The organism is Streptomyces sp. NPDC057280 (assembly GCF_042668605.1).
GTDB lineage: Bacteria > Actinomycetota > Actinomycetes > Streptomycetales > Streptomycetaceae > Streptomyces.
Window position 1 is genome coordinate 25,565 of record NZ_JBHUYR010000009.1, and the last position, 13,968, is coordinate 39,532.

The window sequence follows — 13,968 nt, forward strand, 5'->3', positions numbered from 1 at the left end:
TCAGCCTTCCTGAAGGGTGGTGAGGCCGTGCTGGATGAAGACCGGGACGAGGTCGCCGATGCGGTCGAAGCCGCGGCCGACCGTCTGGCCCAGGGTGTAGCGGTAGTGGATGCCCTCCAGGATCACGGCGAGCTTGAACCACGCGAACGCCGTGTACCAGGAGACCTGCGAGACATCGCGCCCCGAGCGCGCCGCGTACCGCTCGACCAGTTCGGCCGGAGCGGGATGCCCCGGCGCCTCGGCGGTCGTGGAGACGGGCGAGTCCGGCATGCCCAGCGGCAGGCTGTACATCACCAGCAGGCCGAGGTCGGTGAGCGGGTCGCCGAGGGTCGACATCTCCCAGTCGAGGATCGCCTTGATCCGGTCGTCGTCGCCGATCAGGACGTTGTCGAGCCGGTAGTCGCCGTGGATGACGGTGGCCGCGGGCGAGTCCGGCAGGCGGCGGCCCAGCGTCGCGTGCAGCTCGTCGATGCCGGCCAGCTCGCGGTTGCGGGAGGCGTCCAGCTGCTTGCCCCAGCGGCGCAGCTGACGGTCCAGGAAGCCCTCGGGCCGGCCGAAGTCGGCGAGACCCACCTCGGCGGGGTCCACCGCGTGCAGCTCGACGAGGGTGTCCACGAGCGCCAGCACCGCGTCACGCGTGCGTGCCGGGCCGAGCGGGAGCAGCTGGTCGGCCGTGCGGTACGGGGTGCCCTCGACGAACTCCATGACGTAGAACGGCGCCCCGAGCACCTCCTCGTCCTCGCACAGCAGCAGCGGCTCGGGCACCGGCACGTTCGTCGGGTGCAGCGCGCTGATCACCCGGTGCTCGCGCTTCATGTCGTGCGCGGTGGCCAGGACGTGGCCGAGCGGAGGCCGTCGTACGACCCAGCGCGAGGTGCCGTCGGAGACCGTGTACGTGAGGTTCGACCGTCCGCCCTCGATCAGCCGGCCGGTCAGGGGGCCGTCGACCAGGCCGGGCCGCTCGCGGTCGAGCAGACCGCGCAGCCGGTCGAGGTCGAGTCCGGGCGGATGGTCGGGGCTCATACATCGCTCCTACGGGCAGGTGAACGGGTCTGCACCTCATGATGCCGACCGGTCGGTATGCCGTCCAGGGGGTGGAGCGAAAGTGATCCGGGACACGATAGGCGGACGGCTCCCCGCGCGGTGCGACGGGGAGCCGTGGGGGCCCTGACGGGGCAGGTCAGTGATCGTCCCAGTGACCCTCGTGCGCGGCGTGCCGGTGGCCGTCGTGCAGGTAGTCGACGTGGTCGCCGTGCAGGACGCTCTCGTGACCGCAGGCGTCCCCGTGCTGGTGCTCGTGACCGTCGTGGGCGGCATGGTCGCCGGGCTCGCACTCGTCCCAGTGGCCGTCGTGCTCGCGGTGCAGATGCCCGCCGTGGGCGTAGTCGACGTGGTCCCCGTGGGGCACCTCGGTGTGGCCGCAGTCCGGACCGTGGGTGTGCGTGTGGGAGGCGTGTTCCTGGTGGAGGGTGGTGCTCATGGTGCTCACCTTCGGAGAAGCCTTGGGTTCGTGCGGATGACGTCGGACAGGCTGCCACGCGAACGCCGCATATCCGGGCATCCCGCTTGCGTGGCGTCCGACTACCCCGGAGGGTCGGTGCCATGAAGGCCATCAGCTACGCACGCTACGGCGGCCCCGAGGTCCTCGCATACGGTGACGTCCGCGACCCCAAGGTCGGGGTCGACGCGGTGCTGGTCAAGGTCCGCGCGGCGGCCGTCAACCCGGTCGACTGGCACTGCCGCGAGGGACATCTGGACCGCATCCTCGACCCGGTGTTCCCGGTGGTACCCGGCTGGGACGTCTCCGGTGTCGTGGTCGGACTCGGCGTCTCCGTCACGGAGTTCGAGGTCGGCGACGAGGTGATCGGATACGTCCGCGAGGACTTCCTGTCCCGCGGCACCTTCGCCGAGTACGTGGCCGCCCCGGTGCGCACCCTCGCCCGCAAGCCCCGCAACCTCTCCTTCGAGGAGGCGGCCGGGCTGCCGCTGACCGGGCTGACGGCCTACCAGGTGCTCGTCAAGGCGCTCCAGGTCAAGCGCGGCGAGACGGTCCTCGTGCACGCCGCGGCCGGCGGCGTCGGCTCGATCGCGGTGCAGCTCGCCCGGCACTTCGGCGCCCGCGTCATCGGCACGGCGAGCCCGGGCAACCACGACTTCGTCCGCGGCCTCGGCGGCGAGCCGGTCGCGTACGGCGAGGGCCTGGCCGAACGGGTGCGCGGGCTGGCCCCCGAGGGCGTGGACGCGGCGTTCGACACGATCGGCGGCGAGACCCTCACGGTCTCGGCCAACCTCCTGGCCCCCGAGGGCCGCCTGGTCTCCATCGCGGACAGCGAGGTCGTCGCCTACGGCGGCCGCTACTACTGGGTCCGCCCCGACGCCGAGGACCTCCAGCGCCTGTCCGAGCTCGCGGAACAGGGCGTCGTCTCGGTGCACGTGTCGGAGACCTTCCCGCTGGAGCGGGCGGCCGACGCGCAACGGCTGAACCAGGAGGGGCGGACCAGGGGGAAGATCGTGGTCACGGTGGAGTGGGGGGCGGAGGACGAGACGGACGCGCCCTGAGCGCGCCTCAGAACACGAGCACCGCCCCGCACACCGCCACCGCCACCGTGCACAGCGCCGTGGCCGTCGCATGCCGCGGGGTGAGCGGCGCCGGGGTCCCGGCCGCGGCGAGCGTGCGGATACGGTGGTGCGCGAGCAGCAGGAAGCCCAGCCAGAGGCCGGTGCACAGGGCGCACGCCACGACACCGGCCGCCGACACCCCGCCGTGCAGCGCGGTCTTCACGGCGAGGACGGCGCAGACGGTGCCGGACAGGGTCGTACGGCGCCACGCGAGCCGCGTGCGCTCCGGCTGGAGCCCCGGGTCGCGTCCGGCGTCCGCGGCCGCCGCGCTCACCCCTCCCACCCGACGAGCACGACGACGACCATCGCGAGCGCGACGACGGCCACGACGATGCTCAGCACCGCCGGGAACCGCGACACCGGCAGATCCTCGCCCCGGCGCATCGCCCGCTCGCAGCGCATCCAGTGATTGACCGCGCGCAGGGAGCACAGCACACCGGCACCCAGCAGCGCGAGTGCCAGTCCCACCCGCCAGCCCCAGCGCAGGTCCGGCAGGAACTGGTCCACGGCGAAGCCCCCGCCGATCAGCGCGAGCGCGGTGCGCAGCCAGGCCAGGAAGGTGCGCTCGTTGGCGAGCGAGAACCGGTAGTCGGGCGTGCCGCCTTCTTCCCGGACCTCCTCGGGCGCGAACCAGAGCCGGACGTTCCGTGCGAATTCGATCACGCGCAGGACCCTACCGGGCGGGGACGGAGGCGTTGTCAGTGGCGGTCGCTACGGTTCGGGACATGGATCTTCCCTCGCCACTTGCCGGGTACGCGAGGCCCGGTCATGCCATCGCCCCCGCCGAGCACCTGCTCGGCCTGCCGGGCTTCTGGCCGGTGTTCTACGCGCCGGTCTGGGACGAGTTCGCGGCGGAGCCCGAGGCCTTCGGCGCCGACGCGGCGGACGTCGACGAGGCGGCCGAGGTCCTCTACGGGGCGGACGAGGTCTGGCCGGCGTACCGCGTCCCGCTGGCCGGCGGACATGTGCTGTGGATCGTCCACCGCAACTTCCCGGGCGAGTCCGGCACGGACTATCTGATCACGCACCCCGACTGGGACCGGCACGCCGATCTGGCCGCCCTCGACGGGCATTTCAGCGGGCCGGGACTGTCCTGGCCGGAGCTGCTGGCCGTGGCCGGGTCGGCGCCCGGCGGGGCCGAGGGCGTGCGGGACGCGGACCGACGCCTGCTCCTGCTGCTGCCGGCGTTCGGCGACGCGGACGTGCCGGTCCCGGCGGCGGTGGAGCGGATATCCGCGGCGCTCCGGGCCGTGGGAGTGGCTCCCGAGGCGGCGCCCGAGGTGGCCGGGCGGCTGCTGGAGCACGACTTCTGGGACGGGCCCACCTGGACGTTCCAGGGCCCGAGCCCGCTCAGCGGCGGCACCCCGGCCGAGCCGAGCCCGCTCGCCGTCTGCGACGGCGGCCACAGCCCGCGCTCGGTACCGCTCGGCTCGGGGCGGCTCACACCGTCCCAGGCCCACGCCCTGGCAGACGCCCTCGGGGGTCAGCCGGCCGCCCGGTGAGCCCGCAGCCGCGCGTAGGCGTCCAGCCCGTCCGGCACCCACTCCCACTCCGTGAGCCGCTGCTCCACCTCGTCCTCCGTCAGGAAGCCGTGCCAGGCGACCTCCTCCACCTGCGGGCTGACCGGCAGTTCGCAGCGGACCTCGTACACCGCCGACCACCAGCTCTGCCCGGCCCCGTCGTCGTACAGGAACTTGAAGAGGAAGGTCGGCTCCGGCAGCCCGCTGACGCCCAGCTCCTCCTCGGCCTCGCGCAGTGCCGCGTCGTCGTAGGACTCACCCGCACCGACCACACCGCCGACCCACATGTCGTACAGGGAGGGGAAGACCAGCTTGGTCGGGGTGCGGCGGTGCACGAAGAGCCGCCCATCGGCGTCACGCGCCTGGATGAACACACATCGGTGCCGCAGGCCACGGGCGTAGGCCTCACCGCGGGGGGACTGTCCGACGACCTGGTCGTACTCGTCGACGATGTCGAGGATCTCGTCAGCAGCGCTCATGGGCCCCATCCAAGCAGCCTCGCCTTTCCGAGCCCCCTGGGGGCAACGCCCCAGGGGCGCGGGGAACTGTGCGACAAGCCCCCGCCGGCCCGCAGCCGACACGCCTCCCCGACACCCGACGGCGAACGGTCGCGAAGCCCACGCCTCTCAGTTCGGCTGAAGCCTCCGCGCCCGAACACGCTCCCCCGCCCCGCACGGCATGGCCGGATGCATCCCGAGCAGCACGATGCCCACCACAACCGCCGCGAGCCCCGCCGCCTCCCACGCCAGTGCGCCCGTGTCGGTGCGCAGCCGGTCGCCGAGGAAGCCGACGCCGCAGATGATCCCGGCGAGCGGCTGGGCGGCGGTGAGAGCGGGCAGCGACATCCGCAGCGAGGCCGTCTCGAAGGCGCTCTGGACGAGGACCAGGCCGGTCACGCCGAGCGCGAGGACCGCGTACGGCTGCCAGCCGGTGAGGACCTCCATGAGGCCGCCCTCGGAGAAGCGCTGGCCGGTCACCCGGGTGAGGGCGTCCTGGACGCCGTAGAGGAGTCCGGCCGCCACCGCCAGCAGGGCCGGCCCCGAGCTCAGCCGCGAACGCTTGGCGTACGTCGTCAGCAGCAGCGCGAAGCCGATCATGGCGCCGATGATCAGCCAGTGGCGGAAGGGGTCGGTCACGGCGGAGCCGCCGCGCGGCTCGCCCGCCACGATGAACGCCGTCACCCCACCCGCGAGGAGCAGCAGCCCCGCCCAGCCCTGACGGCCCAGCGGCTGCTTGGTCTGGTGCCGGGAGAGGGCCATGGCGAACAGGAGGTTGGTCGCGAGCAGGGGTTCGACCAGGGAGATCTCGCCCTGGCCGAGCGCGATCGCGCCGAGGACCATGCCGGCCACCATCAGGCCGATGCCGCCGAGCCAGCGGGGCATCCGGACGAGGTCGAGGAGCAGCCGGGGGGAGAGGAAGTCGTTCAGGGGTGCCCGCTGAGCCGCGTTCTGCTGGAGGACGAAGCCGATGCCCAGGCAGCAGGCCGCGCTCACGGCGAGAACCAGAACCAGAACCGACACGCTGCGTACCTCGATCACTCGGCCGGGCCACGGGGCGGGTTAGGGGCCGACTGTAGCGCCGTTGAGCCCGGCTTGCTCCGGGGAGTACCCGGATCCGGGCGGTTGACTCGGTCCCGCCTCGATGCTGCGTGACCTTTCCGCCATGGTGGGTGCCCTGGTGGCGTGGCGCCATGGCGTGCGCCACATCCCTGCCGAATCGAGACACGGAGGACGGTGGTGAATATTCACAACTGCCCCACCGGTCCCACAAGTTGACGCGTGTAACACCCGCTCCGAGCTTGACTAAACCATTGGCTGCGGGTTTGCTGTCCGTGATCAGTCGCCCACGCCCCGATGATCCACCGCGTGGGCTCGTTGCCCTGCCGACAGCCGACGTCGAGTCACGTCGCACGAGGAAGTCTCCGCGGTGTCACCACCCCCGCCACCTCTGGGCCGCGGCCGCCGACGCGCGGCCCAGGCCTTCGACGCCGCCCTCGACGACGCCGAACTCGTCGCCGCCCGCGCCGCCCTGGCCCAGGGCCGCTGGCAGGCTGCCCGCACCCTGCTCGCCCACACGGGCGACGAGTGGGACCTGCGCGGCCACCGCGTGACCGTCCTCGCCCTGGAGTCGTACAGCGCCGCCTGGGCCCGCGACTGGTTGCTGGCCGAGCCCGAGTCCGCCGACGCCGCCGTTCTCCTCGCCCTCGCCCAGGTCCAGCGAGCCCTGCGCGGCAAGGAGAAGCCCGACCGCGCCCGTGAGGCGTGCCGTACCGCGGCCGAGCGGGTGCCCGCCGATCCCACCCCCTGGCTGGGCATGCTCATGCTGGAGCAGGGCTCCACCGCAGCCGAGAACGCGGTCCGTCTCTTCGAGCAGATCCGCGTGCGCTTCGCCGACCACCACCACGCCCACCACCTGATGGTCGCCCGCCTCGCCGAGCACCGCGCCGCCGCCGGACCCGACCCGCTCCACGAGGTCTACGACTTCGCCAACTGGGCCGCCGAACAGGCCCCCGCCGACTCGCCGCTCGCCATCCTCCCGGTCATCGCGCACGCCGAGCGCTACCGCGTCCTCGCCGCCGCGGGACACGAGCCGGCCGACCCGGCCGCCTCCGGCCACTGGGTCGGCCGCCGCGCCCGCCAGGTGATGAAGTCGGCCTTCGACTGGTGGCTGGAGTGGGAGCACGAAGGCCACCCGCGCCGCCTCGTCGACCTCAACTTCCTCGCCCACGCCAAGGTCTGCGAGGGCCGCGGCGCCGAGGCCGCCGCCCTCTTCCACCGCATCGGCGAGCACCCCACCCCGGCCCCGTGGTCGTACCCCGACCGCGACCCGTACCCCGCCTTCCGTGCCGCCCGCGACCACGCGCTCGGCACGGTGTAACGCCCCCGAACCCAGCTAAGGACGGTCCCGATGACCACGAGCAGAGCCAGCGCCGGCGACGGCATCAGTACGTACAAGGGCGAGGAACGGGCCCTGCGCGCCGACCGCCTCGGCATCGGCGGCCTGCTGCTCTCCCTCCTGGCCGCGACCGCCCCCCTCATGGTGGTCGCGGGTGTCATGCCCACCACATTCGCGGTGATGGGCATCGTCGGACAGCCGCTGCTCTTCGTCGCCCTCGGCGTCATCCTGATCCTCTTCAGCGTCGGCTACGCCGAGATGAGCCGCCACGTCCACAACGCGGGTGCCTTCTACGCCTACATCTCCCGGGGCCTCGGCGGCACCGCCGGCGCGAGCGCGGCCCTCGTCGCCCTCGTCGCCTACAACGCCCTCCAGGTCGGCATCTACGGCATCTTCGGCTTCGAGGTCTCCGGCCTCTTCGCCACCTACGCCGACCTGGACGTCGCCTGGTGGATACCGGCGCTCGCGGCCGTCGCCGCCGTCGGTGCGCTGGGCTGGCTGAAGATCGACGTGAACGCCAAGGTGCTCGGCGTCCTGCTGGTCATCGAGGTGGCCCTGGTCGTCATCTTCGACATCGCCGCCGTCGCCGACCCCGCCAAGGAAGGCCTGTCCCTGCACGCCTTCAACCCGGACACCCTCTCCGGCGCCGGCGTCGGCACCGCCCTGTGCTTCTGCATCGCCGCCTTCACCGGCTTCGAGCAGGCACCCGTCTACGCCGAGGAGACCAGCCGCCCGCATGTGCTCGTCCCGCGCGCGATGTTCCTCGCCGTCGGCGGCGTCGCCGTGTTCTTCGCGCTCAGCAGCTGGGCCCTCACCGTCGCCACCGGCCCCTCGGCCATCGTCGGCGAGGCCCAGAAGCAGAGCGCGGGACTGCTCTTCGGCCTCACCGAGGACCGCCTCGGCACCACCTTCACCGACGTGCTGCACTTCCTCTTCGTGACCGGCATGTTCGCGGCCCTCCTCAGCTTCCACAACGTCGTCGCCCGCTACGCGTTCGCCATGGGCCGCGAGGGCCTGCTGCCGCGTTCCTTCGGCCGTACGACGGGTTCGAACGGCGCCCCGGGCACCGGCTCGCTCCTCCAGACCGCCGTCTCCGCCGTGATCGTGATCGCCTTCGCGGTGGCCGACGACAAGCCGACCGGCGACCCGACCGAGCCCGTCCTGCACCTGTTCACCTGGGGCGGCAACATCGGCGCCCTCGGGGTGATCCTGCTGATGGCCGCGGCGTCCTTCTCCGTCGTCGTGTTCTTCGCCCGCCGCGGCGCCGCCGGCGCCCAGGTCTGGCGGCTGGTCACCTCCGTGATCGCCGGGATCGCCCTGCTCGTCATCGCCGGCTACACGGTGAAGGACTTCGACGTCCTCGTCGGCGCGGGCCCCGACTCGTCCCTGAGCTGGGTGCTGCCCGGCATCATCGGCGCGTCCGTGATCGTCGGCCTCGTCCAGGGCCTGTACCTGCGCTCCCGCGCGCCGGAGGCGCATGCCCGCATCGGCCTGGGCAACGAGGCGTTCCAGCTGGACAAGGCGGCACAGTCGTAAGAAGCGGTCGTAAGAAGCAGCCGTAAGAAGTGGTTACGGAAATCTGACGGGCACCCGCGAACCCTGGTCCGCCAGGGTCCGCGGGTGTTCGAATGAGTACGTGAATCCCGGACAACCCGAGGCGGACGCCCCGCATCCGACCGGCCGGCCCATCGGCCGCCGTGTCCTGCTCGGCACCCTCGGCCTCGGCGCCCTCGGCGTGGTCACCGCGCCCACCCTGCAACGCGGCCTGGAAGCCTTCCTCGGCAGCGCCGCCGACAAGGACCCCACCGGCCTCACCGGCCTGCTCCCCAACGGCGGCGGCTTCCGCTACTACTCGGTCGCCTCCTCCGTCCCCCACAAGAACGCCGCGAACTACCGCCTGCGCATCGACGGCCTCGTCGACCGCCCGGCCACCTACACCCTGAACGACCTGCGGGCGATGCCGCAGACCCGGATGGTCAAGGACGTCCAGTGCGTCACCGGCTGGCGGGTCCCGGACACCCCGTTCGAGGGCGTACGCCTCTCCCACCTCCTCGACGCCGCCGGAGTCCGGGCCGAGGGCACCGCGATCCGCTTCTCCTGCTTCGACGGCACCTACACCGAGAGCCTCACCCTCGACCAGGCCCGCCGCGCCGACGTCCTGGTCGCCCTGCGTATGCAGGACAAGGACATCGGCCACTCCCACGGCGGCCCGGTCCGCCTCTACGTGGCCCCCATGTACTTCTACAAGTCCGCCAAGTGGCTCTCCGGCATCACCGTCACGAAGGACGTGGAGCCCGGCTACTGGGAGGACCGCGGCTACGACGTCGACGCCTGGGTCGGCCGTTCGAACGGGCGGGACGATGACCCTACGAGCTGACGCACCGCCCCAGGCCCGGGTCCGCCGCTTCGGCCGCTCGCAGCGCTGGGTGCACCGCACGACGGCCGCCCTGATGGGCGTCTGCGTGGCCACCGCCGCCTGCCTCTACATCCCCGAGTTCGCCGAACTCGTCGGCCGCCGCGAGCTGGTCGTCCGGATCCACGAGTGGGCGGGCCTCGCCCTGCCCGTCCCCGTCCTGGCGGGCCTCGCCTCCCGCGCGTTCCGCGCCGACCTCGGCTTCCTCAACCGCTTCGGCCCGCACGACCGCGTCTGGCTCCGCGCCGCCCTGCACCGCGACAAGCGGCGCTCGTCACGCCCGGCGGGCAAGTTCAACGCCGGCCAGAAGATCTACGCGTCCTGGATCGCCGGCGCCTCCCTGGTCATGCTCGGCACAGGCCTGCTGATGTGGTTCACGCACCTCACCCCGATCCAGTGGCGCACCAGCGCGACCTTCGTCCACGACTGGCTGGCCCTGACGATCGGCATCGTCCTCGCCGGCCACATCGGCATGGCCCTGGGCGACCCGGAGGCCCGCCGTGGACTGCGGACGGGGCTGGTCAGCCGGGAGTGGGCCGAGCGGGAGCACTCCCTGTGGCGTCACTGACCCGGTCGGTGTCGCCGCGACATCGGGCGCCACGACGGTGAAGGCGCCCTCCGCCCGCACCTCCACGCCCCCGAACCGGACGGCCACGTCGACCTTCTCCGGCAGCCCGCCCGGGTCGAGCGGCGGCACCACCACGTCCAGCACCACCCGGTCACCCTCCGCCGGGCCCAGCACCGGCGGCGCGTCCGGCAGCCGTCCGTCGATCAGCACCTGCCCGTCCCGCAGCAGTTCGGCGGGGTCGAAGTAGACGCCGGTCAGCTCGACGGCCACCGTCTCGCCGGGCCGCGCCTCGCCGTCACCGCCGGTGTCGACACCGGCCAGCCGGTAGGCGCAGGCGACGGCACCGCCGGAGGAGGCCGCCAGCCGTACCGTGCCGGCGGGGTGGTGCCGGTGGAAGTCGAGCAGCCCGCCGAGGACGGTGTACGCGGCCCGTCCTTTGCAGGTGCCGACCCGACCGGCGAGCGCGGTGTACTCCCGGGCCGCCGACGCCCAGCTGCCGCCCTTGCCCTGCACGGCGAGACAGGCCGAGGCGAGGCCGCGCAGCAGCCGCCACTCCGGGTCGGCCGACGCGGCCGGGACGCCGTCGAGGACGGCCCGGCACTCGGCGGGGGCACGGAGCCGGTCGTAGCCGCTGGACGGGTCGGGCATGCCGTCGGTGTCCGGCGAGTTCGGGCCGGGCGGCAGCCACGGCGGGCTCTGGAGAAGCCGGTTGCCCGGCGAAGGAGCCGGGGTGGGGGAGGGGCGGGGGCTGCTGGGCGCGTCCGGGCTGTCGGTGGCGTCCGGGGTGTGCGCGTGGCCGTCGGGCGACGGCCGGGCCGGACCGGGAGACGGCACCGGCGCCGCCCGGTGCCCCGTGGGAGTGGGGCTCGACGGACCGGCGGTGACGATGCCGCCGCCTCCGTACCCTCTGTCCGGCGTGTCACTCCCGCCCCCGGTGAAGGCCGCGGCGGCCACCGCCACCGCTCCGGCCAGGAGCAGCCCCGAGATACGCATCCCGAGGGAAACCGCCATGACGCCCCCCACGACGACGGTAGGCCCCTGGGGCCAGTACCCAAGGGCCTACCATCATCGGTCCACCGGCACCCGATAGGGAAGCCGGTGACAGCGATGTCGTACCTCCCGCTAGATGACCAGCGAGAGCAGCAGCACCACACCGCCCGCGACCACCGAGATGATCGTCTCCATCACGGACCAGGTCTTGACGGTCTGGCCGACGTTCAGGCCGAAGTACTCCTTGACCAGCCAGAACCCGGCGTCGTTGACATGGCTGAAGAAGAGCGAGCCGGCGCCGATGGCGAGGACCAGCAGGGCCGTGTGGGTCGTTGACATGTCGGCGGCCAGCGGGGCCACCAGACCGGCCGCGGACACCGTGGCCACGGTCGCCGAACCGGTCGCGAGCCGGATCGCCACCGCAATCAGCCAGGCCAGCAGCAGCGCCGGGATCGACCAGTCCTTGGAGATGTCCAGGATCATCTGGCCCACGCCGGTGTCGATCAGCGTCTGCTTGAAGCCGCCGCCCGCGCCGACGATCAGCAGGATGCCCGCGATGGGCGCGAGCCCCTTCTCGACCAGCGGCGTCAGCCGCTCCTTGCCGAACCCGGCCGGCCGCAGCAGCGTGAAGATGCCGACGAGCACGGAGGCGAGCAGGGCGATCAGCGGCGAACCGATGACGTCGAAGACCCGCTGTGTGGTGTTCTCGGGGTCGTCGATCACGATGTCGACCAGCGCCTTGGAGAGCATCAGGACGACCGGGAGCAGGATCGTCGCCAGCGTCGGGCCGAAGCCGGGACGCTTCTCCAGGTCCTCCGAGGCACGCTGCGGAACCATGCGGTCCGGCGCCTGCACGTCCACCCAGCGGGCGGCGTACCGGGAGAACAGCGGACCGGCGACGATCACCGTGGGGATGGCGACGAGGACGCCGAGCGCGAGCGTGACGCCCAGGTTGGCCTTGACCGCGTCGATCGCGACCAGCGGACCGGGGTGCGGCGGGACCAGGCCGTGCATCACCGACAGACCGGCGAGCGCCGGGATGCCGATGCGCATCAGCGAGTAGTTGCCGCGCTTGGCGACCATGAGCACGACCGGGATCAGCAGCACGACGCCGACCTCGAAGAACAACGGCAGACCGATCACCGAGGCGATGAGCACCATCGCCCACGGCATCGACCGGCCGCCCGCCTTGGCGAGGATCGTGTCGACGATCTGGTCGGCGCCGCCGGAGTCGGCGAGCATCTTGCCGAGGATCGCGCCCAGCGCGATCAGCACGCCCACACCGGCGACGGTGGTGCCGAGACCGCCGGTGAAGCTGGTGATGACCTTGTCGAGCGGCGCCCCGGCGAACGCGCCCAGCGCGAGCGAGCCGATGGTCAGCGACAGGAAGGCGTGGAGCTTGAACTGGGTGATGAGCAGGACGATGACGGCGATGCCCGCCAGGACGGCGATGCCCAGCTGAGCGTGACCGGCCGAGGTGATGGGCTCGACGGGGTCCGCTGCCAGTATCTCGACGCTGAGTCTGGTCACGGGGGTTCCCTTGCAGGTACGGGGATGGGGAGGGAGGGGGGGAGCAGGCGAGTTACGAGAGCGCGGCGAGCGCCTTGGCGGCCCGTCCGGTGATCTCCTCGGGGCTGCCGGCCACGTCCACCACGACACCCGGCTCGTCCTCCTGGAGCGGCTGGAGGGTGGCGAACTGGGAGTCGAGCAGGGCGGTCGGCATGAAGTGCCCCTGCCGATGGGACATGCGGTCCTCGATGAGGGCGCGGTCGCCCGCGAGATGCACGAACACGAGACCGGGAGCGGCGGCGCGGAGCCGGTCGCGGTACGACCGCTTCAGCGCCGAGCAGCTGACCACCCCGCCGAGCCCCGCCCGCCCGTGCGCCCAGCCGCCGATGGCGTCGAGCCACGGCCACCGGTCGTCGTCGGTGAGCGGCGTACCGGCCGACATCTTGGCGATGTTGGCCGGCGGGTGGAAGTCGTCGCCCTCGGCGTAGGGGACGCCGAGCCGGGCGGCGAGCAGCGGACCGATGGTGGTCTTGCCGGTGCCCGCGACGCCCATCACCACGACGACATGGGGGGTGTCCATCACTGCCTCACTGTCCGTTGTCCTCATCTGTCTTCGTCTGTCCTCATCGACAGGTCGACGCCCTCGGGCGTCGACGACACTGAAACTCATTAGGTACGACGAATTCAAGACCCTGTGACAAATAAGTCTGACTTTTTGTTCCCGTGACGTGCCCCGTACGCTGAGTGCATGAGCACACCGGGCCGGGGGCTGCACGGCCAAGTACTGGACACCCTCGGACCTGCGATCACCGCGGGTGAGTACCCACCGGGCAGCGTCCTGCGCACCGATGAACTGGCACAGCAGTTCGAGGTCTCGCGGTCGGTGATGCGCGAGGCGGTCCGCGTCCTGGAGTCGATGCACCTGGTCGAGTCCCGCCGCCGCGTGGGCGTGACGGTCCGCCCCAAGTACGAGTGGAACGTGTACGACCCTCAGGTCATCCGCTGGCGCCTGGCCGGCGCCGACCGCCCCCAGCAGCTGCGCTCGCTGACGGTGCTGCGCTCGGCGGTCGAACCGGTCGCGGCGGGCCTGGCGGCCAAGCACGCCACGGCGGAGCAGTGCGCCGCACTCACCGAGTGCGCCCTGGGCATGGTCGCCCACTCACGCGGCCACCAGCTGGAGGGCTATCTGGTCCATGACATGGCCTTCCACCGGGTGATCCTGACAGCGTCGGGCAACGAGATGTTCGCCCGTCTCGGCGATGTCGTGGCCGAGGTCCTCGCGGGCCGCACCCACCACGAGGTCATGTTCGAGGACCCCGACCCGGCCGCGGTCACCCTGCACGTCCAGGTCGCGGAGGCGGTCCGCGCGGGCGACGCGGTACGAGCGGAGGAACTGACCCGCGAGATCACCGTCGGCGCCCTCCAGGAGCTGGACATCCTCGCGCCCTGAGGAC

At 72.3% G+C, this 13,968-nt stretch carries 15 protein-coding genes; 7 read left to right on the plus strand and 8 right to left on the minus strand.

What is annotated here, in order from left to right:
• On the minus strand, positions 1-1,023 hold the full coding sequence (locus ACFUO4_RS36335) for a phosphotransferase family protein (protein ID WP_079308606.1): 1,023 nt from the start codon (positions 1,021-1,023) through the stop codon (positions 1-3).
• Between the two features lie 157 nt (positions 1,024-1,180).
• Entirely contained in the window at positions 1,181-1,480 is a 300-nt protein-coding gene (locus ACFUO4_RS36340) for a hypothetical protein (RefSeq protein WP_079308605.1), read from the minus strand.
• Positions 1,481-1,602: 122 nt separating this feature from the next.
• On the opposite strand from ACFUO4_RS36340, the gene ACFUO4_RS36345 reads away from it, so the two are divergent.
• Positions 1,603-2,559, plus strand: coding sequence for an NADP-dependent oxidoreductase (locus tag ACFUO4_RS36345; RefSeq protein ID WP_079308604.1), 957 nt, complete (start codon positions 1,603-1,605; stop codon positions 2,557-2,559).
• Positions 2,560-2,566: 7 nt separating this feature from the next.
• Here the strand turns inward: ACFUO4_RS36345 and ACFUO4_RS36350 are convergent, their stop codons facing one another.
• Complete coding sequence (locus tag ACFUO4_RS36350) at positions 2,567-2,893, minus strand: DUF202 domain-containing protein (RefSeq protein WP_383492960.1); 327 nt, start codon at positions 2,891-2,893, stop codon at positions 2,567-2,569.
• Positions 2,890-3,282: a YidH family protein gene (locus tag ACFUO4_RS36355; protein ID WP_079308603.1), complete on the minus strand. Its 393-nt coding sequence runs from the start codon at positions 3,280-3,282 to the stop codon at positions 2,890-2,892. The genes ACFUO4_RS36350 and ACFUO4_RS36355 overlap by 4 nt, the downstream gene beginning before the upstream one ends.
• A 62-nt stretch (positions 3,283-3,344) precedes the next feature.
• Between ACFUO4_RS36355 and ACFUO4_RS36360 the strand changes: the two genes are divergently transcribed.
• Positions 3,345-4,121 (plus strand): hypothetical protein, encoded by a 777-nt coding sequence (locus ACFUO4_RS36360; RefSeq protein WP_383492963.1) that lies wholly within the window; start codon positions 3,345-3,347, stop codon positions 4,119-4,121.
• Here ACFUO4_RS36360 and ACFUO4_RS36365 read toward each other — a convergent pair.
• Positions 4,103-4,618, minus strand: a complete 516-nt coding sequence (locus ACFUO4_RS36365) for an NUDIX hydrolase (protein ID WP_079308601.1) — start codon at positions 4,616-4,618, stop codon at positions 4,103-4,105. The genes ACFUO4_RS36360 and ACFUO4_RS36365 overlap by 19 nt on opposite strands.
• A gap of 147 nt (positions 4,619-4,765) precedes the next feature.
• Entirely contained in the window at positions 4,766-5,659 is an 894-nt protein-coding gene (locus ACFUO4_RS36370) for a DMT family transporter (RefSeq protein WP_383492967.1), read from the minus strand.
• Between the two features lie 406 nt (positions 5,660-6,065).
• Between ACFUO4_RS36370 and ACFUO4_RS36375 the strand changes: the two genes are divergently transcribed.
• The 4 genes from ACFUO4_RS36375 (at position 6,066) to ACFUO4_RS36390 (ending at position 10,015) form a co-directional block, all read left to right on the plus strand.
• Positions 6,066-7,016 carry a hypothetical protein gene (locus tag ACFUO4_RS36375; protein ID WP_383492970.1) on the plus strand — a complete coding sequence of 317 codons (951 nt, stop codon included), beginning with the start codon at positions 6,066-6,068 and terminating at the stop codon, positions 7,014-7,016.
• 30 nt (positions 7,017-7,046) lie between these two features.
• Entirely contained in the window at positions 7,047-8,570 is a 1,524-nt protein-coding gene (locus ACFUO4_RS36380) for an APC family permease (protein ID WP_383492973.1), read from the plus strand.
• Positions 8,571-8,670: 100 nt separating this feature from the next.
• Positions 8,671-9,411: a molybdopterin-dependent oxidoreductase gene (locus ACFUO4_RS36385; RefSeq protein WP_383492976.1), complete on the plus strand. Its 741-nt coding sequence runs from the start codon at positions 8,671-8,673 to the stop codon at positions 9,409-9,411.
• The gene (locus ACFUO4_RS36390; protein ID WP_079308599.1) at positions 9,395-10,015 is read left to right on the plus strand and encodes a cytochrome b/b6 domain-containing protein; all 621 of its coding nucleotides are present in this window, start codon (positions 9,395-9,397) and stop codon (positions 10,013-10,015) included. Before ACFUO4_RS36385 ends, ACFUO4_RS36390 begins: the two co-directional genes overlap by 17 nt.
• A gap of 1,122 nt (positions 10,016-11,137) precedes the next feature.
• Here the strand turns inward: ACFUO4_RS36390 and ACFUO4_RS36395 are convergent.
• Together ACFUO4_RS36395 and ACFUO4_RS36400 are read right to left on the minus strand one after the other, a co-directional pair.
• Entirely contained in the window at positions 11,138-12,535 is a 1,398-nt protein-coding gene (locus tag ACFUO4_RS36395; protein ID WP_383492979.1) for a GntP family permease, read from the minus strand.
• Between the two features lie 52 nt (positions 12,536-12,587).
• Complete coding sequence (locus ACFUO4_RS36400; RefSeq protein WP_383492982.1) at positions 12,588-13,094, minus strand: gluconokinase; 507 nt, start codon at positions 13,092-13,094, stop codon at positions 12,588-12,590.
• A gap of 168 nt (positions 13,095-13,262) precedes the next feature.
• Here ACFUO4_RS36400 and ACFUO4_RS36405 point away from each other — a divergent pair, with 168 nt between their 5' ends.
• Positions 13,263-13,964, plus strand: a complete 702-nt coding sequence (locus ACFUO4_RS36405; protein WP_079308596.1) for a FadR/GntR family transcriptional regulator — start codon at positions 13,263-13,265, stop codon at positions 13,962-13,964.
• Positions 13,965-13,968 lie beyond the last annotated feature (4 nt).

Coding starts and splice junctions, on each gene's coding strand:
- ACFUO4_RS36335 (WP_079308606.1), bottom strand. CDS start 1,023: ATGAGCCCCGACCATCCGCCCGGACTCGACCTCGACCGGCTGCGCGGT.
- ACFUO4_RS36340 (WP_079308605.1), bottom strand. CDS start 1,480: ATGAGCACCACCCTCCACCAGGAACACGCCTCCCACACGCACACCCAC.
- ACFUO4_RS36345 (WP_079308604.1), top strand. CDS start 1,603: ATGAAGGCCATCAGCTACGCACGCTACGGCGGCCCCGAGGTCCTCGCA.
- ACFUO4_RS36360 (WP_383492963.1), top strand. CDS start 3,345: ATGGATCTTCCCTCGCCACTTGCCGGGTACGCGAGGCCCGGTCATGCC.
- ACFUO4_RS36365 (WP_079308601.1), bottom strand. CDS start 4,618: ATGAGCGCTGCTGACGAGATCCTCGACATCGTCGACGAGTACGACCAG.
- ACFUO4_RS36380 (WP_383492973.1), top strand. CDS start 7,047: ATGACCACGAGCAGAGCCAGCGCCGGCGACGGCATCAGTACGTACAAG.
- ACFUO4_RS36390 (WP_079308599.1), top strand. CDS start 9,395: ATGACCCTACGAGCTGACGCACCGCCCCAGGCCCGGGTCCGCCGCTTC.
- ACFUO4_RS36400 (WP_383492982.1), bottom strand. CDS start 13,094: ATGGACACCCCCCATGTCGTCGTGGTGATGGGCGTCGCGGGCACCGGC.
- ACFUO4_RS36405 (WP_079308596.1), top strand. CDS start 13,263: ATGAGCACACCGGGCCGGGGGCTGCACGGCCAAGTACTGGACACCCTC.